The organism is Candidatus Kuenenbacteria bacterium (assembly GCA_012797775.1).
Classification (GTDB): domain Bacteria; phylum Patescibacteriota; class Patescibacteriia; order UBA2196; family GWA2-42-15; genus JAAZMX01.
The window spans coordinates 1-20,875 of record JAAZOM010000006.1; the positions used below are offsets into that span (position 1 = coordinate 1).

The window sequence follows — 20,875 nt, forward strand, 5'->3', positions numbered from 1 at the left end:
GTTTGGTATTTTTACACTTGGGAAAAGCGCTGCAGGCCAAAAATTTACCAAAACGACTGGTCCTTATCGCCATCGGCGCCCCGCACTTATCACATATTTCATCGGTCTTTTCGACCTCCATTACTTCATCTTTTTGGATCTCCATATATTTTTTATCTAAATTTTTTTCAAAAGGAACATAGAAATCTCTTAACACTGGTACCCATTTTTTTTCACCCTCTGCCACCTTATCTAAATTATTTTCCATATCAGCCGTGAATTGATAATCAGCAATTTCTGGGAAATGTTCTTTCAAGAGATCAGTCACCACAAAGGCAATGTTTTGGGGCACAAACTTACCCCCTTCTCTCTTTGTATAATTTCTGGCTTGGATTGTGGAGATGATTGGGGCATAAGTAGAGGGTCTTCCGATGCCAAGCTCTTCCAGTTTTTTGACCAAGCTGGCGTCGTTGTATCTGGCTGGCGGCTCGGTAAAACTCTGTTTTGGCTCCAAATTTTTCAAGGCCAATTGTTCGCCCTTTTTTAATTCTGGCAATTCATTTTCTTTGCTATTGCCATAAATTTTTTGCCACCCAGCAAATTTTATTACATTACCATTGGCCCGGAAAATATATTTATCTGCGCCAATATCCGCGGCCGTGCTCTCGATAATTGCCGGTCTCATCTGGGAGGCTACGGCCCTAGACCAGATCAGGTTATAAAGTTTGTATTGTTTATCATCCAAGTGATTTTTTATTTCCTCTGGGGTTTTATAAACATCAGTTGGCCGGATGGCTTCATGGGCTTCTTGAGCGGTTTTTGATTTCGTCTTGTAGTGGTTAGCCTTGGCCGGCAGAAAATTATTGCCGATATTGGTCGCGATAAAATCTCTCGCTCCTGCCACAAAACTTTCGGCCAGATTGAGCGAGTCGGTCCTCATATAAGTGATAAGGCCGATTTGCTCTTTGCCGATTTTTATACCCTCATACAATCCCTGTGCCAAAAACATTGTTTGTTTAGCCGAAAAACCCAGTTTATTATGCGCTTCCTGTTGTAGGGTCGAGGTAGTAAAAGGTGCCGGCTGATTTTTGGTTACCTCTTTGACTTCTAATTCTTCAACCAGATATTTAGCTCCCTCTAGGTCTTTCAAGATTTGGTCAATGGTTTTTTTATCTTTTATTCCAAGCTTCTCTAATTTTTTGTTATTAATTTTTATCAGGGTTGCCGTTATCTCTTCTTTCTTATCTGTTAAAAGACTGGCTTTCAACACCCAGTATTCTTCTGGCTTAAAGTTTTTAATTTCTGTTTCTCTTTCCACTATTAGCCTCACCGCTACCGACTGCACTCGGCCAGCCGATAATCCCTTGGCCACTTTTTTCCACAAAAACGGTGATAATTTATAACCCACCAATCTGTCCAAAATTCTCCTAGCCTGCTGAGCATCGACCAGATTTTGGTCAATATCGCGCGGGTGTTCTAAGGCCTCTAGCACCGCCGTCTTGGTGATTTCATGAAAAGCTATTCTTTTGTGGGGCAATTTCTTTTTGGCATCTTGGAGTAATTGTAAAAGATGCCAGGAAATAGCTTCACCTTCGCGGTCTTCATCAGTCGCAAAGTATATCATCTCCGCTCCTTTGGCCATTTTCTTTAGATTTTCCAGAATAGGTTTTTTATCCTTGGCCACGGTATATTCGGGCTCAAAATCATCATCCACTTTCACCCCGAGTTTTTTAGTAGGTAAATCGCGGATATGTCCATAGGATGAAGTAATCTTAAAATCACTGCTCAAAAATTTGGCAATGGTCTTGGCCTTGGTCGGTGATTCTACTATAACTAGGCTCTTTGACATAAAAGTTGTTTTGTATTAAGGTTATTTAATTCAAACAAAAACATTAAATATTATTTATAGTTCACCAAAGATTGGAGGTTATCATGAAAATTATAAGAAGAGATTTTCGTCTAGAAGTCTTCGTGCGTCAGAATGAGCCGTCTCTGGGCATGGAGAACCATCGTACTCCCACAGCCGACTTTTTTGATGTTATCAGGGGGAGTATTCCAGGAAGAGACACCTGGAAGCATGAAGCCTTTTTTTCAGAGTTGTGTGTCACCAATATAACACCACACTTATTCCCCAGAATTGTTGGGCATTGTCGGATTCTGTTGCTGATCCGTAAATTCATTCACGACAATCCCAAACTACAGGTTAATTTTGGGGTCATCAGGGTCTTTGTGGTAGACAGCAAAAAATAGCCTTCACCCAATCTCTTGCCAAGCAGCGCGAATCAATCATCCAAAGATTGATTCGTCCTGCTTGTTTTTTATTTTCCACTATTATCTTTTAATATTTTTTCCTCACTGATCCATTTCTTTCTTAGTTCTCCAGCTAGATAAAACGAACCAGTGATCAAAATCAGATCATCCTTTTTGGCCTCGCTGATGGCTTTGCCTAGCGCCTGCCACGGGTCAACTGCAATTTCTGCTTTTATTTTTTTGTTGAGTTCTAAAAACAAATTATACAGCAATTTCAGATCATTGCAAGCACGGCTGGCATGGAGGTGGCGCGTGACAAAGACCTTATCCGCCACCGGCGCCACTATTTTTGTGATTTTTCTCTCATCTTTATTTTCATTCAAAGCAAAGATCAAAATCAATTTTTTGTATTGAAATTTTTTTAGACTTTCGACGGTTGATTTTATCTTATCTGGATTGTGCGCCCCGTCCAAAATAATAGTCGGATTGTGGCTCATCACCTCCAGTCGGCAGGGAAGGGCTGTTTTTTTGATTCCCCTTCGGATCGCCTCTTTTTCTAATCCTAGTATTTCTCCAATTTTAGCCGCCAGATTGGCATTGATATTTTGCCGGTTGCCATTCATTATCACATCAAACTCATCATTTTTCCTGACTTGATAAAAAGGGCAGCCATATCTTTTGGCTCTGTTTCCAAATATTTTTACGATTGCTGGTTTTTTTTCTGCTGTTATGACTGGCACCCCGGGTTTGATTATGCCCGCCTTGGATCTGGCTATTTCCGGGAGTGTTTTACCGAGGATCTTTGTATGATCTAGCCCGATATTGGTGATCACCGCTGCCAGTGGTTTTTTTATAATATTGGTCGAATCGTGTTCTCCGCCGACCGAAGTTTCCAAAACTACATATTGGCATTTTTTTTCTTGAAAATATAAAAGCGCGATGCCGAGGATTATTTGTTGGAAAGTGGGTCGCATTTTTTTGTCCTGCCAATATATTTTTTCCCAAACTGGTTTTATTTTATCTAGCAAGCGGACAAAATCCACCGGGGCTATATATTTGTTATTGACTTTTATCCTCTCTATTATTGTCGTGGTGTGAGGAGAATAAATCGACCCCACTGAGTAGCCCGACTCTCTGAGCATATTGTGAGTCATCGCCGTGACCGAGCCCTTGCCCGAAGTACCGGCGATATGCACAAATTTGAACTGGTTGAGGTTGATTTTTAATTCTTTAAGAAGCGCCGCAGTTTTTCTGAGGTTAAATTTTATAGTGATTGTTTTTTTATCGCGGATATTGCTGAGTGATTCCAAAAAATTTACCGCCTGATAATATTTTTCAAAATTCATAATTATTTTTTATCATTAAATTATCTCGCGGCCACATACATCATGTTGCCGAGATTTTTTAGTTTACCTTTCATTTCCATCAAGACCAGAGTACTGTTGGCTTGGGCGACTGTCAAGTTTGTTTTTTTGATTATTTCATCAACATGCAGGGGCTCATTGCTGAGTATTTCCAAAATCACAGCCTCTTCACTGGTATCCGGGGATATTTTCCTATTATCAATAAATTCTTTTACTTGTTGCATATTGAGCGCCTCCAAAACATCATTAGCGGAGTTGACCAGCTTAGCTCCCATCTTTATCAGATTGTTTGGTCCGACAGCATTGGGACTGTAGATGCTCCCCGGCACCGCCATGACATCGCGATTTTGTTCTAAGGCATACTTCGCTGTCAAAAGGGCACCGGATGTCTCTGGCGCTTCTATTACCAGAGTGGCCAGACTCAAACCAGAGATAATTCTATTTCTCTGCGGGAAATTTTGCTTTATTGGCACTGTACCCGGTGGATATTCAGACAAAATCAGTCCGCCTTTTTCTATGACTTTTTTAGCCAGATATCTATTAATTGAAGGATAAATATCTGCTTCGCCAATACCCGAGCCCAAAACCGCTATTGTCCGCCCGCCATTATTTACTGTTGCCTCGTGTACCAGAGCATCAATACCCATGGCCAGCCCCGATACAGTGGTGATGCCCTGATTCGCCAATTCACCTACAATACTCATAGTCGCCTGCTTGCCATAGGAGGAATATTTTCTCGTACCCACCACCGCCACTGCAAATTCATCGCCCTCACCCGACAATCCCCCTCTATAATATAGGATAGCTGGCGGACTGTAAATTTCTTTCAGGAGTTTTGGATAATTATTATCTGCCAGAGTTACTACATTGATGCCCTCTTTTTGTACAGCCAAAAGTTCTTCATCTGGATTCAATCTTTCTCTCATAAAAACAATATCCTCGGCAATTTTTTGTTCTATGCCAGCGCCACGCATATTTTCTATGTCTGCCTCCCAAGCTCTCTGCATAGAGTCAAAGTGTTCAAAAATTCTTTTTAGTCTGACTGGTCCCAATCCCGGGATTTTTGCCATGGAGATCCAATATTTTGTTTCTTCTCGCCCGGCCATAGGTTTGTTTATTAATAATTAATTCAATAATACTACTTAAATAAAATTTAGACAACCGGGCGGATAAATGGTAAATTAAATTTAAATTAAAGTCAGACAAATGACTCTCGAATTAATAGCCATCTTTATTATTACTGTGCTCGTGCGGATCGTGACCGTGATGGTCGGCGGAGGGGGTTTAATTTTGATACCTATGTTGATTTTCTTCGGTTTCCCGCCCTCAGTCGCTATTGCCACCAATCGGATCGGCGGCCAGGCCGATAGTATTGCGCTTTTTCAGCTTCACAAAGCCAAACAAGCCCACTGGAAATTGGGCCTGTCTTTTTTGATACCAAGCGTCATTGGGGTGATTCTGGGCACCCTTGTCGTGATAAAAATAGACCAGGACTTTTTTGAAAAGTTAATTGCCATAGTGATGTTGGTCAGCTTGCCAATTATTTTTTGGCGCAAAGAGATTGGTCTCAAAGAAAAGACAATAAATATGACTACCGCTCGCTGGCTGATTGGTGGACTTATGGCTCTTGTTGCTAGTTTTTTGGGTGGTCTTTTTTCTATGACCGGTATGTGGTTCAATTTTGTCTATCTATTTTTAGGTTTAACATTTATTGAGTCCTCGGCTACCAGAAAGATCCACAATACTATTACCGGTCTACTTTCCAGTGTTATATTAGTATTTGCCGGCCTCGTCAATTGGCCAGTCGCTGTTGTTATGTTTGTCGCTAGTGCCATTGGTAGTATTATTGGTACTCACTTCGGTCTAAAAGCTGGCAACATTTGGATCAGGCGACTTTTTATCCTCGTTGTTTTGATCAGCGCTCTCAAGATTATCTTATTTTAATTATTTTGATAATATAAATATATATGCTTGGCTACCCCAAAAAACTATATATCTTGCCCTTTGATCATCGATCGTCTTTTATTGACAGTTTTTTGGGTCAGGCCAAACGATTGACCCCAGCCCAGCTTAAAGTAATTCGGTCTTACAAGGCTCTCATTTTTGAAGCTTTTTTATCGGCCACAAAAAAAATTAAATTCACCGCCGGCACGCCAGCTATTTTAGTAGATGAAGAGTTTGGATTGCCAATACTCAAAGCCGCAAAAAAGAAAAAAATTGTTTTCCTTCTGCCCGTAGAAAAAAGTGGCCAGCATGTTTTTGATTTTGCTCATGGCCATGATTTTGGTCTAGCAATTAAAGATTTAAATCCCTCTATTGTCAAGGCACTGGTTCGTTCGAACCCAGCATTGGAAAAGGACAACAAACAACAATTACCCAGATTGGCCGCCCTGAGCGCTTGGTGTCAGCAAAACAATTTTAAATTAATGATAGAATTGCTCGTTCCCCCAAGCGCCGCTGATTTAAAGAAATTCAAAAACAGCAAAGAGACATTTGATCGCCAACTCCGCCCGGCTCTGACCGTCCAGGTGGTCAAAATGTTTCAGCAAGCAGGTGTTGAGCCAGATATCTGGAAGATAGAAGCTATGGAAAAATCATCAGATTGGCCCAAGGTCATCAAAGCTATCCGTGCTGGCCAAGAGAGGCAGGGGGTTTCGATTGTCATGCTTGGACGCGGTGAGAGTTTTGCCAAAGTCAAAAGTTGGATGGAAATAGCCCCCAAGACTGAGCTCAATGGCTTCGCAGTCGGTCGGACAGTTTTTCTGCGCCCGCTTTTGGACCTACATGCTGGCCGGATAAACAAAAAACAAACAGTCAAAGAAATCGCCAAGAATTATACTGAGTTGGTCAACTACTGGCAGAAATAAATTATCTTTTTTCTTGACCACCGAACCTCTTTGTATTAAACTACTGTAATACCAAAATAAACCAAATCAACCATGCATGGAGGAGATTTTTATGGCACAGCCTATCGCCATTACCATCGATTTGGCCGGTTGCAAAGTGCCGGCACAAATGGGGAACAAAATCGTAGCACACCTTGTTGAGAGCGGGAACAGTTGGCAGCCCCGATTTTCTTCTCTGGACCGCAGCGAAGAGCCCGCGCTATTGGGGCACTTGCGCCAGCATTGTCAAAGATTTAATTTCCATTTTAACAACGGCATCCTCTATGTGGAAAGGAAAATCTGAGTGATTCTTGGTCGGCCGAGCCCAATCTGTCAAAGGATTGGGCGTTTTTATTTGTAGATTTGTAGTTGATTTGTAGATTTGTGGTTTTTTGACTATTAGCCCATTTTGCGTTAATCTACAGGCACGAGGACTCTTCCTTATTTTATATTTTTTCCTATGTTTTTGAAGAAAATCGGTATAGACCTTGGCACTACCTCCACCCTAGTTTATGTGCCGGGAAAAGGCATTATTATCAATGAGCCATCAGTCGTGGCTTATTCTATCATTGACAAAAAAGTCTTGGCTGTCGGTGACGACGCCAAACAGATGATTGGCCGCACTCCTGATACGATTGTTGCCGCCCGTCCGCTCAAAGATGGGGTGATCGCTGATTACAAAACCACCGAAGCCATGCTCCGTTATTTTATCAATAAGGCTCTGGGCGGGGTCAGGCTTTTCCGGCCAGAAGTGATGATCGCGGTGCCTGGTGCCATCACTTCTACTGAAAGACGCGCGGCCATCGATGCCACGCTCGCGGCTGGGGCCAAAGCCGCCTACATCATCAAAGAACCGATTGCCGCCGCTATTGGTGCCAATATCCCCATCGGCTCTGCTTCTGGACATATGATTATTGATATGGGCGGCGGGACTTCAGAAATCGCTGTTATTTCTCTCGGAGGCATTGTCACCAATAACTCGGTGCGCATCGGCGGCAATAAATTTGATGCCGCTATCCAAGAGCACGTACGCAAAAAATACAATCTGGCGGTTGGTGAAGCCACGGCTGAGCATATCAAAAAAGAAGTCGGCTCTGCCCTCTATCTCACCAAAAAACTCACCACTGAAGTCAAGGGTCGCGATATGGTTTCCGGCCTGCCGCGTATTATCACAGTCACTTCCGACGACGTGGTCGACGCCCTGCAAGATGAATTAGCTGGCCTTATCGCCGCGATCAAGCAAGTACTTTATAATACGCCGCCCGAGCTCTCGGCCGATATTATGGATAAAGGCATCGTGCTTTCTGGTGGCACTTCGCTACTGCGCAATATTGATGAATTAATCTCTCAGGCCATCGGCGTCCCAGCTTACAATTCCGATGAAGCCATTCTTTGTGTAGCCAAGGGCACTGGTGTGGCACTAGAAAATTTAGACGCATATAAGAGAAGCATTTTGGCGGCTAAATAAAATCAAATATCAAAATGTAAAATTGTGGTATCCCGCTTCGCGGGATGGATTATATAATTTTAAATTTTACATTGTCATTTTGCATTTTGATTTTTGCCTTTTGATTTATGTCAAAGATTCTCATCATCCACGACCGCTTTATGTTCCGGGGCGGGGCCGAACGCCTGGTTTTGATTATGGCCAAAGGTCTCGGTGCTGATATTTGTACTGGTTTTTGGAGTGACAGCGAGTGTTATCCAAAAAGCGAAGTGCCACACAAACTATTTGTTCTCGGCAACTCCTCTCAAAAAAGCGGCTGGCGTTATCTCAAATTCCAGTGGCTTTTTTATTTTAAAACAAAATTCATCCGTGATTATGATCTGGTGATTTTTTCGGGCAATAATTGTTTGTCAGCGGCTCACAATGTCCGAGCTGGGGTTAAAAAAATATTTTATTGTCACACGCCGGTCCGTCATGCCTATGATCTCAGGGATTATTATCTAAAAAATAAAATCTGGTGGAAAAGAATTATTCTCCGCTGTTTTATTCCCCTTAGTCGTTTGGTATATCGCTATGGTTTTAGGCAAATGGACATCGTCATTGCCAATTCAAAAAATGTCCAAAATAGAATAAAAAAATATTTGCATCGCGATTCTACTGTTGTTTGGTGCCCCATCCAGACAGATAAATTTCAGTGGCTTTCCCCAGGTGGTTATTATTTATCTTTTGGCCGAGTTGATAAATTGAAAAGAATAGGGGATGTTGTAAGGGCTTTCCAGAAAATGCCGGATAAAAAATTAGTAGTGGTCTCTGCCGGCGATGATTTTGAAAATGTCAAAAAATTGGCCGCTGGTTATGATAATATTCAAGTACTCGGCTGGGTTGATGACCGAAAATTAGCCGAGCTGATTGGTCATTGTCTTGCCTCAATCTATATCCCGATCAATGAAGACGCTGGCATGACGCCGCTGGAGTCCATGTCCGCGGGCAAACCTTGTATCGGTGTTTTTGATGGTGGATTAAAAGAAACAATTATTGATGGTAAAACTGGTAAATTTATTCCTGCCGATTATACTATTGATGATATTATCCGAGCTGTAGGATGGCTCACGTCAGAGACTGCCCAAAAGATGCGCGCTGATTGCGAAGCGCAAGCGCAAAAATTTAGTGAGGAAAAATTTATTGAAAAAATGTTGCAAATTACAAAGCAATAATATTTATGCAAATAGTTGTCGACGCCTCTAGGAGCGTCTCTACAATTCAAAAAACCGGAGTCGAGCTCGTCAGTGATGAATTAATCAAAACAATCAGCAATCAGCAATCAGCAATCAGCAATCAGAAAATCATTTATTATACTCCACAAAAAATTGACTGGTTGCCGAGCGAAAACCAACGTATTTTACGCTGGCCGTTCAAGCTCCTCTGGACGCAAATTCGTCTGGCTTTGGAATTGATTTTTCACCCGCCGCAAGTAATGTTTTTCCCAGTCCACGCCATGCCGTTGTTGTTCATTGTTAGTTACAAGTTACGAGTTACTAGTTACTATAAAGTAATCCACGACATTGCCTTTAAAAAACAACCACAGCTGTATTCTTTCAAACAAAAATTTATTCTCAACCTAGACTTATGGCTGGCCAAAAAGATATGTACGAAAATTTTTGTGCCCACCGAGGCAGTCAAGCAGGATTTGATTGACCACACCAAGATCGCCCCAAAGAAAATAGTCTTTGTGCCTTGGGGGTACAACGCCAAAACTCAAAACCCAATCAACAAAATACAAAGAAAGAAACAAATTTTATATATAGGTAGAGTAGAGGAGAAGAAGAACATTAGGAATTTAATAAAAGGATTCCAGATATTTAGCAAAGAGCATCCTGATTGCAAGTTGATCCTCGCTGGTAAAATTGATGAGAGATTTAAGATTTATGATTTAGGATTAAAGAATATTGAACTTTTAAACTACATTACAGAAGAAAAAAAACACGAACTACTTCGGGAGTCAGCCGTGTTGGTTCTCGTTTCCAAGGAAGAAGGTTTTGGTTTCCCCATTCTGGAAGCTTTTGATTTTGGTCTACCGGTCGTGGCCTCGGACATTCCCGTACTCCGTGAAATCGGCGGCGATGCCTGTCTTTATGCCAAGCCTGATTCACCAGAGGATATTGCCACTAGTTTGGAAAAAATTATCTCCGACGAAAAATTACAAGCGCAATTAATCACTGCCGGTCATGACCGCCTGAAACAATTTAATTGGCCAGACACAGCTGAAAAGATTCTGGCAGAACTAAGCAAATAGAAAACCCTCTCAGCCAAAAGAGGGTTTTTCAAAATATTAGGAATGGTTAATTTTTTACTCTCATCGGTGGTTTTGACCATTAGCTCTTTAAAATGCTAGAATTAAAGCACCAAAACTGTTATTTTATTCCGATGCCTACCTACAATTGGCCCATTATTGGCCACAAAAAAATAGCCAGCTATTTGCAATCAGTCATTCAAAAAAACACCATCGGCCATGCCTATCTTTTTTATGGCGCACCCGGCCTAGGCAAGAATTTGATGGCTGATCTTTTTGTCAAAAGCATTCTTTGCCGCTCCGACCAATCCAGGCCCTGCGGCAGTTGTTCCAGTTGCCGGGAGCTTGGCCATAGTATTCACCCAGATGTTGTTTACCTCGAGAAGCCAGAAGACAAAAAAAATATCAGCGTGGAAGAAGTGCGCGAAGCTCGTTCCAAAATGCAAAATTTTTCTCTCCTGCATTCCTACAAAGTCATGATTATCCGCGACGCTGACGCTCTTTCCATCGGCGCTATCAATGCCCTATTGAAAATTCTTGAAGAGCCAGTAGGCAAAACTATTTTTATTTTTATTGCCGAGGATATAAAATTTTTGCCGCGCACCATCCTTTCCCGCCTTCAGGTCATAAAATTTTTGCCAGTTAGTCACAAAGAAGTAGAAGACCACCTAGTCTCAGTAGGTTATGAACGCCACGAATCTTATGATCTCGCCCATCTAAGCCTCGGCTTTCCCGGTCGCATCCTGCCATTTGTCGGTCACCCCAAAAATTTCCACGAGTACCAGGAAAAATTATCGGATATTTTGAAAAAAATGTCAGGCAGCATCAACGAACGTTTTTCTCTAGTCGAAGAATTAGCTGGCCAGAATAATTCTGAGGCGACCAAAGACAAAGTGCGTGAATTTTTGCAGATTCTCGCCTCCCTAGTGCGTGATGTTCTACTTTTGCGTTCTGGCGAGCACCATTTGGTCGCCCATCATTTTTTGGAGCGCGATTTTGGCCCACTGGTGAGTCGTTATTCCTCTGCTAAATTGACTCAAATTTTGAGCGATATCAAAAAAACCTCTCGACTTCTGGGCCAAAATATCAATCTGCGTCTGGCTTTAGAAAATTTGATTTTAGAATTTTAATTTTTTAATTATATTATGTTATCCCGAAAGAAATTGATTATTTTTATTCTCATCGTTGCTCCATTATTCTTGGCCGGTTGTTCTTTTACCCTAAACAGTCCCCAAAATAATGGCACCCCCCAGGTTTCTGGGGGTATTTACAAAAGCCAGAACCGCGGTGAGTCTTGGGAGGCAAAAAATAATTTTTCTGGCGTTGGCCGGGTCAAAATTGATATCCGCAAAGCCAATTTTGACATTGCCACGACCAGTATTCTTTACGCCGCCACCAATTTGGGCTTTTTTGTTTCCACGGACCGCGCTGAAAATTGGCAACCCTTAATCCCCAATTCGGATATTGCTGATTTTGCCCAAAATCCCAAAACCAAAAGCATCATTTATGTGGCTTCTGGCAATAAGGTTTATAAAACCTCTGACAGCGGAGCCAAATGGGATATAGTCTATACAGAAGTCCGGGCCAACGCCTCTATCAAGAGTCTCTCAGTAGATCCTTTTGACACCAGTCGGGTTTACTTGCTGGAAAATGATGGCACCTTGCTTTTGAGTCTTGATTGGGGCAATAGCTGGAAACCGCTTTATAACTTTCAAAAAAATTCCAGCAAAATTATCGTTGATCAGTATCATAATAAAAATTTGTATGTGGCGGCCGACAATGGGCTTTATTATTCCTTTGACGGTGGGGTGAATTGGCAGGAGATCATTGCTGCCAAAAACAATGAATACCCCGGCATCAATAATTTTAAAAATTTATTCTTTATTAATAAAGAAGGCACCCTGCTTTATCTTTCCCGCTACGGTATCTTGAGAAGCCTAGATAGTGGTAAAAATTGGTCTGCGCTCCAGCTGGTTTCTCCACCCAACACCGTGGACATTGAGGCCTTTGGCTACAACCCCAAAGACCCCAATGAAATTTATTATATTTTGGAAGATATTTTTTATCACACTTTTGATGGCGGCCGCAACTGGCAAACCAAACCCCTGCCAGCTTCGGGCAAATTTAGGGCCAGTAGTATTTTGGTTGACCCCAAAGACCCAAATATCTTATACTTAAACTTGACTCAATAGTTTATAAATTAATTATATTTTTATGAGAGTAGATCAATACAAGGGTGAGTTTGATAAAGTAATAGAACACGTCAAAACAGACATTGGAGCTCTGCGCACCAATCGCGCTACTCCGAGCATGCTAGAGAATCTTATGGTTGAAGTTTATGGTTCCAAAATGCCCCTAAACCAGCTAGGTAGCATCCAGGCGCCAGAGCCGAGAATGTTGACCGTTGAGCCTTGGGACAAGGGCGTTATCAAAAATATAGAGAAAACTATCCAGACAGCTAGTCTGGGCTTGAGCGTTAATAATGAAGGTACCTTTCTCCGCATTGCTCTTTCGCCCATGACCGAGGAAACGAGAAAAGAATTGATCAAGGTTTTAAATGACAAAATGGAGTCTGGTCGCCGCTCTCTGCGTGGTGTCAGAGATGACGTTAAAGAAAAGATTATTGCTGCTGAAAAAAACAAAGAAATCACCGAAGATGAACGCTATAAAGCAGTAGAAGACTTAGACAAACTTGTTCGTGAATACAACGACAAAGTTGAAGAGTTGGGCAAAAAGAAAGAAGAAGAAATCAAGTTATAAAATTATATAAAGTTTATCCTGAACGGGCCTGACCTCCAGCCTAGAATTATCCTAGAACGAGTGAAGGATCCCAGCTGGGTCAGCCCCAACTGTGATTAGTACAGTTGCTTTGCGGCACGGGATCTTTTCATAGATTCAAGATAAATTAATTGCCCACGGGATCCTTCGTCCCGCAAACTCAATGCGGGGCTCAGGATAAAATAATAAAAATTATGCTAATAACTGCCCTGACATTTTTTATCATCCTTGGTCTTCTTGTACTCGTTCATGAATTGGGTCATTTTTTGAGTGCCCGTCTTTTCAGAGTCAAAGCTGATGAGTTTGGTTTTGGTTTGCCCCCAAGAGCTATTGGCTGGGTAAAAAATAATAATAAGTGGCAACGCGTCAAAGCTAGCGACCCGGCTGAAAATTATCAAAACACAGTTTGGTCTCTCAACTGGTTGCCGATTGGTGGCTTTGTCAAAATCAAAGGAGAAGATGGTCAGGGAGAAAATAATCCTAATAGTTTTTCCAGCAAAAAAATCTGGCAAAGATTTATCATGCTTTTTGCCGGAGTCTTTATGAACTTTGTTTTGGCTTTTTTCCTGCTCTCAATCGGCTTTGCTTCGGGTATTCCTACTATGGTTGATGATGTGCCTGCTGCCAACCTCAATCTAAAAAATGAAAAAATCCAGGTTATCTCTTTGAGTGAAAACTCTCCGGCCGCCAAAGCGGGTGTCACCATTGGCGATGCTATTTATCTGATAGATGGAGAAGCCGTTGCCACCATTAAAGACCTGCAGGAAAAAGTTAATAACCGCCAAGGTCAACCCACTGATTTTGTCTTTTTGCGTGGTCAGGAAGAAATCAAAAAAATCATTACTCCAGAAGTTGTACCAGACTCTGGTGGTCGCGCCGTGATTGGTGTTGGTTTGGTCAAAACAGCCACCGTCACTTATCCTTGGTATGAAGCTATCTGGGAGGGCGCCAAGAACAGCTTTGGTTTGTCGGTCGCTATCGTGAAGGCTTTTGGCCAGATAATTGGGGATATCTTTGCCCACGGCAAGGTCGCAGCCGAAGTTTCCGGACCCGTGGGGATTGCTGTTTTGACTGGCCAGGTAGTTAAGCTTGGTTTTATTTATATCCTCCAATTCGCCGCCATGTTATCTTTAAATTTGGCCATTGTTAATTTATTACCCATTCCCGGGCTAGATGGTGGCCGCATTTTATTTTTGCTCTTTGAAAAAATTAAAGGCCGACCACTCCGCCAGAAATATGTGGAATGGACACATCAGGCCGGCTTTTTCTTTCTGATCGCTCTGATCATCCTTGTTACCTTCCGCGATTTGCGCACTTATGGTGCTGGCATCCTCAATGCTTTTAAATCATTTTTTTAATTTTTTCGTCTCTCAAAAAAATATGAAGATTATTAAACGCTTTTATTCATTTGATGGCACTGTAAAATATTTACTGCAGTTAGAAGACAATTCAATTATTGAAACCGTTTTCTACCCATATTCCAGAATATCTAGCTTAATAATCAAATTAATTTTTTGGGGGAGCTACTTCAAAATACCCTATTTCCTCTATAATTTTTCCCCATTAAAATTTTTATATCAACACACAGATTTTTATGGTATTTGTATCTCTTCTCAGATCGGCTGTGCGCTTGGTTGCAAGTTTTGTGCCACCGGTAAACAGAGTTTTGTTCGCAATCTCACCACTGAGGAGATAATAGCCCAGGTAGTTACTGTCCTTAATGATTATCAACCAAAAAATATAAAAAAAATTGAAATAACCTTCGCTGGCATGGGTGAGTCACTATTAAATTATCAAAATGTCACCGCGGCTATTAAGGAATTTCCTCTTCGGCTAAAAAAATTTGGTATTGAGGAAATAATTAATTCTCTCATGACCGTTGGCATTTTATCTGGATTGTCCGAGCTCATTAAAGACAAGATAATCCTGAACCTTTTTATTTCTTTACATTCTGTTTCTGATGAATTAAGATCAAAATTAATGCCGATAGGCGAGACTTTAAAGATCAGAGAAATTTTAGAGCTGGCGGCCGAATATCAAAAAGAAACAAATGCTCGCCCTGTCAGACTAAACTATACCCTAATAAAAGGTATTAATGACAGCGAAAGAGATGCCCAAAAATTAGCCGATCTATCAAAAGAATTTGGATTCATTGCTCAGATAAAAATGTTCAATCCTGTTATTGACCTGCCTTATCAGCGAGTTTCTTTGCCAGCGTTAAAAAAGTTTTTGAAAATCCTTAAAACCTCAAGTGCCGGCTACGTGTTTGATATTAGCAAGGGTATCAGTAATACTTCAGGCTGTGGGCAATTAAAATATCATTATAATAAAATTAATTAAAATCTATGCGCCAATCACAACTTTTCACCAAAACCAAAAAAGAATTTGCCAAAGACGAGGAATCAATCAATGCCAAGCTTCTAATCAAAGCTGGTTTTATCGATAAATTAATGGCTGGCAGTTACACCTTTTTACCGCTGGGTCTTCGGGCCTTGGTCAAGATTGAAAATATTATCCGCGAAGAGATGAATGCCGCCGGTTGTCAGGAAATTTTGATGCCCGCCCTCCACCCCAAGGAAAATTGGGTCAAGACCGGTCGCTGGGATGGTATTCATGAGATTCTCTTCAAATTGCAGGGCGTTCGCGGCAGTGAGTTTACTCTCGGGCCAACCCACGAAGAAATTGTTACCCCCCTGGCCAAACAGTACATTTTTTCCTATAAGGATCTGCCCTTTGCTGTTTACCAAATTCAAAGTAAATTTAGAAATGAGGCCCGGGCCAAATCCGGACTTCTGCGCGGTCGGGAATTCCGCATGAAAGATGTTTATTCTTTTCATGCCAACGAAAAAGATCTGGAAGATTTTTATGAGCGCATGGCCAAGGCTTACGAACGGGTTTGGGCTAGGCTATCTCTCGGCGATATCACTTACAAGACATTTGCTTCTGGCGGCAGTTTTTCCAAGTATTCTCACGAGTATCAGACTGTTTGTGAGTCTGGCGAAGACGAGGTTTATCTTTGTGAAAAATGTCGTCTGGGCATCAATAAAGAGATTATCGCCGAGCAAGACTCTTGCCCTGAGTGCGGCAACAAAAAGTTGATCAAAAAGAATGGCATTGAGGTCGGCAATATTTTTCAACTTAAAACCAAGTACTCCGAGCCATTTAAGCTGGTTTATCAAGATGAAAAAGGTGGTAATAATTTGGTGCAAATGGGTTGCTACGGCATTGGTCCTTCGCGCTTGATGGGCACTATTGTGGAGGTCTTTCATGACGACAAGGGCATGATCTGGCCAGAGGCTGTAGCGCCCTTCAAATATCATTTGCTAAATTTGTCAAAAGAGGGTAAGGTAAAGAAACAGGCTGAAGATATTTACGCCAAATTGGCGGCTAGGGGCGAGGAAATTCTCTATGATGACCGCTCCGAGAGCTCTCCCGGAGAAAAACTCCAAGACGCTGACCTTCTTGGTCTACCCACAAGACTCGTCGTCTCTGACAAGACGGATAATAAAATAGAAGTTAAAAAAAGAGTCTCTAAAAATGTTGACTTGAAAAATTTTAATAATTTATAATTTTCATGTTGAACAGTGTATTCAAAAATATCAGACCTGATATTGGCATTGATCTTGGCACCAGTAATACCCTCGTTTATATCAAAGGCAAGGGTATTGTTGTTAATGAACCATCCGTTGTCGCCATCAATACCAGAACTGATCAGGTTTTGGCCATTGGCGAAGATGCCAAAAGGATGGTCGGCAAGACACCCAGCCACATTATTACTTCCAAACCTTTGGTGGAAGGGATAATTTCTGATTTTGAAGTGGCGGAACAAATGCTCAAATATTTTATCAATAAATTTGTCGGCAATAAGCTTGGATTTTTTTCCGGCAAGCCGCGTATTGTTATTGGTATACCGCTCGATGTTACCGAGGTGGAGAGAAAAGCAGTCGAAGATGCCGCTCTCGGCGCTGGCGCCAAGGAGGTTTTCCTAGTTGAAGAGCCCATGGCCGCCGCTATCGGCGCTCGCCTGCCCGTCCAGGAGTCCACTGGCAATATGGTAGTGGATATTGGGGGCGGCACGACCCAGATTGCCGTTATTTCACTCTCTGGTATTGTCGCCTGGAAGTCACTGCGTCTAGCCGGTGATACCTTGAATAAAAATATTATTCAATATATTAGAGAAAATTTTAATCTTTTAATTGGTGACACAACAGCAGAAAAAATAAAAATTGCCATTGGATCTGTTTTTGCTTCTGATCGGCCGGTTGAAATGGCTGTTAGCGGCCGTGATCTTATCAACGGTTTGCCCAAAGAGATTGTTATTTCTGATAGTGAAGTGCGAGAAGCGATCAGCCGTAGCGTTAGGACCATCGTCAGTAGTATCAAATCAACAATAGAATCCACTCCACCCGAGTTGGTAGCTGATATTTATAAGCGCGGCATAGTCCTTTCTGGCGGTGGGGCCCTCTTGCGTGGGCTCGATTCTCTTATCGGCCAGGAAACGCGCATCCCCGTTGCAATTATTGATGATCCGCTGACTTGTGTTGTGCGTGGGACTGGCCTAGTTTTAGAAGATTTAGAAAACCTCAAGGACGTCTTACTGCCTTCTACAAAATAATTTATTTTTTTATGGCTCGTCGCTCTCTATCTTTTAAGATAACCCTTGGGGCCATCATTTTTTGTGGCCTTATTTTTTTGGGTTATTATTCTGGGCTAACCAGATATTCCAGCTCTCTTTTAATTTCTATCTTCAATCCCTTGATTCGGGCCAGCAGCCACTTAGCCGACAGTTTGGGTGATTTTTTTTCTATTTATCAAAATCAAGATGATATTATCAAACAAAATGATTTTCTCAAAAGCGAGCTCATCTCCCTAGCCAAAAAAAACGCCGTTCTCTCCCTTGTTCAAAAAGAGAACGAAATTCTCAAACAAGAACTCCAATTTGTTGATGAATATAAATATAATTATGTTGTTGCCAGGGTGGTTGGCCGCAGTTTTGATTTTGATAAAAATTATTTTCTGATTGACAAAGGCGCTCGTCATGGGCTCTCTGTTGGTCTGCCAGTCACCATGGATCAGGGCCTAGTCGTCGGTCGTTTGATCCGCGTAGAAGAAAACATTGCCGAGGTTCGGCTCTTGACCGATAGTGAAAGTCAAATAGCTGTCACTATCATTGGCGAAGAGGGATCTGCCGGCTTGGCTAAGGGTGAACACAATATTAATCTAAGGATAGAGATGTTGCCCAAAGAAGCAAAAATAGCAATTGGTGATCTAGTGGTTACTTCCAATCTCAATCTAAATACCCCCCCCGGTTTGGTCTTGGGCAGGGTGCAAAAAATAGAATTTTCTGATAATAACCTTTGGCAATCAGCCGTGGCCGAGCCCCTAGTCGATTATTCTAATTTATCACTGGTCACCATTATTTTGCCGGCGAATAGCCAATAATTTTATGACCCGTTTTATTTTAATTTTTTTGGCAATTATTTTTATTACCCTTTTACATCTTGGTTTTTTGCCAAGCATTTTGGGCGGTAATTTTTTCTATTTGCATCTGCCCTTGCTTTTTATTGTTTTTGTGTCATTTTTTGCCGCCCTTGATCTGGGTGTCTTCGCGGTTTCTATGCTCGGTCTTTTTTTGGATCTTTATTCCCCATTATTTTTTGGTTTTTATAGCCTTGTATTTATTATAACGATTTTGATTATAAAATTCTTTATCTTCAATTTTTTTCAACACAAGAATTTTTTCTCTCTGCTGCTTTCCAGCTCCATTGGCCTTATTGTTTTTCATCTATTTTCCCTTGGCTACAATTTTTTATCCCTGGGCTCTAGCGCCTTCAATCCTCATTACTTAGTAGTTTTCTTCTATCAATTACTTTTTCACTCACTTTTTGTTGTTTTGGCATCCTTGACTCCGAACCCCTTAGGTCGCCAACTCAAAAACCAGGTAATTTCTTGATTATTATGAAAAAAACAGATCCCTTTTGCGTTCAGGATACCATCTCCGATATTTCCGGTTTTAGCCGCCTTCGAGAAGAGGGGGATAGTTTTTGGTTTGGTGACTTTGGGGAAAAAATTTCTCTTTTTATCAATCAATCAAAGATAAAAATAATTTTTTTTGTTCTTATTTTTTGTTTTATTGTTCTTTTTGGTAGGCTCTTTTATCTCCAGCTATTTCGTGGCGGGGATTATCTTGTGATTGCCGAGGGCAATCGTCTGCGTCTCAATATTCTCCCGGCCAGTCGTGGTATAATTTACGATCGCTTCAACACGCCCCTTGTCAAAAACACTGCCCACTTCTCTTTATCCTTTATCCCCGGTGATTTACCCAAAGAGCCCGCTGCACGAGAATCTTTGGCTGAAGAAATTTATAATCTTTCTGGTAAAAACAAAGATGAAATTTTGCGTTTATTTGCCTCGACCGCAGACAAATCTTACGAATCAATTACCATTACTGAAGATTTGACACACGAGCAGTCCATCAGGATTTCTCTTTATGAAAAAGAGCTTCCCGGCATCAAACTTTATATCGAACCGCGCCGTGAATATTTGACCGTTGGCGGACTTTCGCATCTCCTCGGTTTTTTGGGAGAAATAAACATTGAGGAGCTAAAAAAGTTAAAAAATTTTGGCTACCGCCAAGGTGATTACCTTGGCAAGAGCGGTATTGAATATGTTTATGAGAATATTTTGCGTGGCAAAAATGGTTTGGAGGAAGTAGAAGTTGATTCTTTGGGCAAGCCCAAAAAGATTATTGCCCGAGAAGAGCCGGTCGATGGCGGGGATTTGGTTTTGAGCCTTGATCTTGATCTGCAAAAAAAAATGGCCGAGAGCCTGAATCGGGCTATTTCTACCGCCGGTGGCTCTGGCAGTGGTTCGGCCATCGCCATGGATCCCAGGAACGGTGAGATCCTAGCTATGGTCAGCCTGCCTGATTTTGATAATAATTTTTTCAGCGCCGGTATTGACAAAGAAGCTTATAATAATTATCTCTCGGATGAGCGTAAACCACTTTTTAACCGTTCTATCGCCGGTGCTTACCCGCCCGGCTCTACCTTCAAGCCAGTCGTCGCTCTAGCCGCCCTTGAAGAGGGGATTATCAATGAGTCAAAAACTTTCTTGTCCAGCGGCGGACTACGTATTGGCAGTTGGTTTTTCCCAGACTGGAAGGCCGGTGGGCATGGTCGTATAAATGTTATTGGTGCTTTGGCTGAGTCAGTTAATACTTTTTTTTATTATATCGGTGGCGGCTATGGAGACTTCGACGGCTTGGGTGTAGAAAAAATAAAAAATTATTCCAACCGGATCGGGCTGGGTACTATATTGGGTATTGATCTGCCGAGTGAAGTGGCGGGCTTTCTCCCGGATGAAGATTGGAAGCTTTCGAACAAAAAAGAACCTTGGTATATTGGTGACACCTATCATCTCTCTATCGGTCAGGGAGATATTTTGGTTACCCCCCTTCAGGTGGCGGCTTATACTTCAGTTATTGCCAATGGCGGTACTCTTTACCGCCCACATTTATTGCGACAGGCCGAGGGTGAAGCCCCTTCCCAAAATTATATTATAAAAAGCAATTTTTTCTCTCCCAAAAATATAGAAATTGTTCGGCGCGGTCTGCGCGCAACCACCCTTACTGGGTCAGCTAGATCTCTTGGCTCCATGCCCTTCACAAGTGCTGGCAAAACCGGCACCGCTCAGGTCGGCGGCGATGATCGCACCCATGCTTGGTTTACGGGTTTTGCCCCTTACGATGAGCCCTCAATCGTTATCACAATTTTGGTAGAATATGGTGGCGAGGGCAGTTCTGTGGCTGTGCCGGTTTTCAAAGAAGTTACCAGTTGGTATTTTAGTGAAAACTAATTTATCTGCCCCATTGACAGAAAAT

Annotated in this window: 19 protein-coding genes; 16 read left to right on the forward strand and 3 right to left on the reverse strand. The window is 41.9% G+C overall.

Annotated elements, in window-relative coordinates; genetic code table 11:
* A partial coding sequence (gene topA / locus GYA54_00635; protein ID NMC51221.1) for a type I DNA topoisomerase occupies positions 1-1,828 on the reverse strand: 1,828 nt, incomplete at its 3' end.
* Positions 1,829-1,911: 83 nt separating this feature from the next.
* Between topA and GYA54_00640 the strand changes: the two genes are divergently transcribed.
* On the forward strand, positions 1,912-2,229 hold the full coding sequence (locus GYA54_00640; protein ID NMC51222.1) for a hypothetical protein: 318 nt from the start codon (positions 1,912-1,914) through the stop codon (positions 2,227-2,229).
* Positions 2,230-2,297: 68 nt separating this feature from the next.
* Here GYA54_00640 and GYA54_00645 read toward each other — a convergent pair whose 3' ends face one another.
* Both GYA54_00645 and dprA read right to left on the reverse strand, forming a co-directional pair.
* A complete protein-coding gene (locus GYA54_00645) occupies positions 2,298-3,575 on the reverse strand; it encodes a hypothetical protein (GenBank protein ID NMC51223.1) in 1,278 nt (425 codons plus the stop codon).
* 20 nt (positions 3,576-3,595) lie between these two features.
* The gene (gene dprA, locus GYA54_00650; protein NMC51224.1) at positions 3,596-4,699 is read right to left on the reverse strand and encodes a DNA-protecting protein DprA; all 1,104 of its coding nucleotides are present in this window, start codon (positions 4,697-4,699) and stop codon (positions 3,596-3,598) included.
* A gap of 100 nt (positions 4,700-4,799) precedes the next feature.
* On the opposite strand from dprA, the gene GYA54_00655 reads away from it, so the two are divergent.
* From GYA54_00655 to mrdA, 15 genes are all read left to right on the forward strand, one after another.
* A complete protein-coding gene (locus GYA54_00655) occupies positions 4,800-5,537 on the forward strand; it encodes a sulfite exporter TauE/SafE family protein (GenBank protein NMC51225.1) in 738 nt (245 codons plus the stop codon).
* Between the two features lie 23 nt (positions 5,538-5,560).
* The gene (locus tag GYA54_00660) at positions 5,561-6,460 is read left to right on the forward strand and encodes a DUF2090 domain-containing protein (GenBank protein ID NMC51226.1); all 900 of its coding nucleotides are present in this window, start codon (positions 5,561-5,563) and stop codon (positions 6,458-6,460) included.
* A gap of 478 nt (positions 6,461-6,938) precedes the next feature.
* On the forward strand, positions 6,939-7,946 hold the full coding sequence (locus GYA54_00665) for a rod shape-determining protein (GenBank protein ID NMC51227.1): 1,008 nt from the start codon (positions 6,939-6,941) through the stop codon (positions 7,944-7,946).
* A gap of 107 nt (positions 7,947-8,053) precedes the next feature.
* A complete protein-coding gene (locus tag GYA54_00670; GenBank protein ID NMC51228.1) occupies positions 8,054-9,139 on the forward strand; it encodes a glycosyltransferase family 4 protein in 1,086 nt (361 codons plus the stop codon).
* 5 nt (positions 9,140-9,144) lie between these two features.
* Positions 9,145-10,218 (forward strand): glycosyltransferase family 4 protein, encoded by a 1,074-nt coding sequence (locus GYA54_00675; GenBank protein NMC51229.1) that lies wholly within the window; start codon positions 9,145-9,147, stop codon positions 10,216-10,218.
* Between the two features lie 131 nt (positions 10,219-10,349).
* The gene (locus GYA54_00680; GenBank protein NMC51230.1) at positions 10,350-11,345 is read left to right on the forward strand and encodes an AAA family ATPase; all 996 of its coding nucleotides are present in this window, start codon (positions 10,350-10,352) and stop codon (positions 11,343-11,345) included.
* 15 nt (positions 11,346-11,360) lie between these two features.
* Positions 11,361-12,407 carry a hypothetical protein gene (locus GYA54_00685; protein ID NMC51231.1) on the forward strand — a complete coding sequence of 349 codons (1,047 nt, stop codon included), beginning with the start codon at positions 11,361-11,363 and terminating at the stop codon, positions 12,405-12,407.
* A gap of 22 nt (positions 12,408-12,429) precedes the next feature.
* Positions 12,430-12,975: a ribosome recycling factor gene (gene frr / locus GYA54_00690; protein NMC51232.1), complete on the forward strand. Its 546-nt coding sequence runs from the start codon at positions 12,430-12,432 to the stop codon at positions 12,973-12,975.
* A 212-nt stretch (positions 12,976-13,187) separates the two neighbouring features.
* On the forward strand, positions 13,188-14,351 hold the full coding sequence (rseP, locus tag GYA54_00695) for an RIP metalloprotease RseP (protein NMC51233.1): 1,164 nt from the start codon (positions 13,188-13,190) through the stop codon (positions 14,349-14,351).
* Between the two features lie 22 nt (positions 14,352-14,373).
* Positions 14,374-15,333 carry a radical SAM protein gene (locus GYA54_00700; GenBank protein NMC51234.1) on the forward strand — a complete coding sequence of 320 codons (960 nt, stop codon included), beginning with the start codon at positions 14,374-14,376 and terminating at the stop codon, positions 15,331-15,333.
* A gap of 5 nt (positions 15,334-15,338) precedes the next feature.
* Positions 15,339-16,562 (forward strand): hypothetical protein, encoded by a 1,224-nt coding sequence (locus GYA54_00705; protein ID NMC51235.1) that lies wholly within the window; start codon positions 15,339-15,341, stop codon positions 16,560-16,562.
* 5 nt (positions 16,563-16,567) lie between these two features.
* A complete protein-coding gene (locus GYA54_00710; GenBank protein NMC51236.1) occupies positions 16,568-17,608 on the forward strand; it encodes a rod shape-determining protein in 1,041 nt (346 codons plus the stop codon).
* 11 nt (positions 17,609-17,619) lie between these two features.
* On the forward strand, positions 17,620-18,435 hold the full coding sequence (mreC, locus tag GYA54_00715) for a rod shape-determining protein MreC (GenBank protein ID NMC51237.1): 816 nt from the start codon (positions 17,620-17,622) through the stop codon (positions 18,433-18,435).
* Positions 18,436-18,439: 4 nt separating this feature from the next.
* Positions 18,440-18,946: a hypothetical protein gene (locus tag GYA54_00720; GenBank protein ID NMC51238.1), complete on the forward strand. Its 507-nt coding sequence runs from the start codon at positions 18,440-18,442 to the stop codon at positions 18,944-18,946.
* A gap of 5 nt (positions 18,947-18,951) precedes the next feature.
* Positions 18,952-20,850, forward strand: a complete 1,899-nt coding sequence (gene mrdA / locus GYA54_00725; GenBank protein ID NMC51239.1) for a penicillin-binding protein 2 — start codon at positions 18,952-18,954, stop codon at positions 20,848-20,850.
* Positions 20,851-20,875 lie beyond the last annotated feature (25 nt).

Coding starts and splice junctions, on each gene's coding strand:
- GYA54_00680 (NMC51230.1), top strand. CDS start 10,350: ATGCCTACCTACAATTGGCCCATTATTGGCCACAAAAAAATAGCCAGC.
- GYA54_00675 (NMC51229.1), top strand. CDS start 9,145: ATGCAAATAGTTGTCGACGCCTCTAGGAGCGTCTCTACAATTCAAAAA.
- GYA54_00670 (NMC51228.1), top strand. CDS start 8,054: ATGTCAAAGATTCTCATCATCCACGACCGCTTTATGTTCCGGGGCGGG.
- GYA54_00655 (NMC51225.1), top strand. CDS start 4,800: ATGACTCTCGAATTAATAGCCATCTTTATTATTACTGTGCTCGTGCGG.
- GYA54_00685 (NMC51231.1), top strand. CDS start 11,361: ATGTTATCCCGAAAGAAATTGATTATTTTTATTCTCATCGTTGCTCCA.
- GYA54_00705 (NMC51235.1), top strand. CDS start 15,339: ATGCGCCAATCACAACTTTTCACCAAAACCAAAAAAGAATTTGCCAAA.
- mrdA (NMC51239.1), top strand. CDS start 18,952: ATGAAAAAAACAGATCCCTTTTGCGTTCAGGATACCATCTCCGATATT.
- frr (NMC51232.1), top strand. CDS start 12,430: ATGAGAGTAGATCAATACAAGGGTGAGTTTGATAAAGTAATAGAACAC.
- GYA54_00645 (NMC51223.1), bottom strand. CDS start 3,575: ATGAATTTTGAAAAATATTATCAGGCGGTAAATTTTTTGGAATCACTC.
- GYA54_00720 (NMC51238.1), top strand. CDS start 18,440: ATGACCCGTTTTATTTTAATTTTTTTGGCAATTATTTTTATTACCCTT.
- dprA (NMC51224.1), bottom strand. CDS start 4,699: ATGGCCGGGCGAGAAGAAACAAAATATTGGATCTCCATGGCAAAAATC.
- GYA54_00710 (NMC51236.1), top strand. CDS start 16,568: ATGTTGAACAGTGTATTCAAAAATATCAGACCTGATATTGGCATTGAT.
- GYA54_00640 (NMC51222.1), top strand. CDS start 1,912: ATGAAAATTATAAGAAGAGATTTTCGTCTAGAAGTCTTCGTGCGTCAG.
- mreC (NMC51237.1), top strand. CDS start 17,620: ATGGCTCGTCGCTCTCTATCTTTTAAGATAACCCTTGGGGCCATCATT.
- GYA54_00665 (NMC51227.1), top strand. CDS start 6,939: ATGTTTTTGAAGAAAATCGGTATAGACCTTGGCACTACCTCCACCCTA.
- GYA54_00660 (NMC51226.1), top strand. CDS start 5,561: ATGCTTGGCTACCCCAAAAAACTATATATCTTGCCCTTTGATCATCGA.
- GYA54_00700 (NMC51234.1), top strand. CDS start 14,374: ATGAAGATTATTAAACGCTTTTATTCATTTGATGGCACTGTAAAATAT.
- rseP (NMC51233.1), top strand. CDS start 13,188: ATGCTAATAACTGCCCTGACATTTTTTATCATCCTTGGTCTTCTTGTA.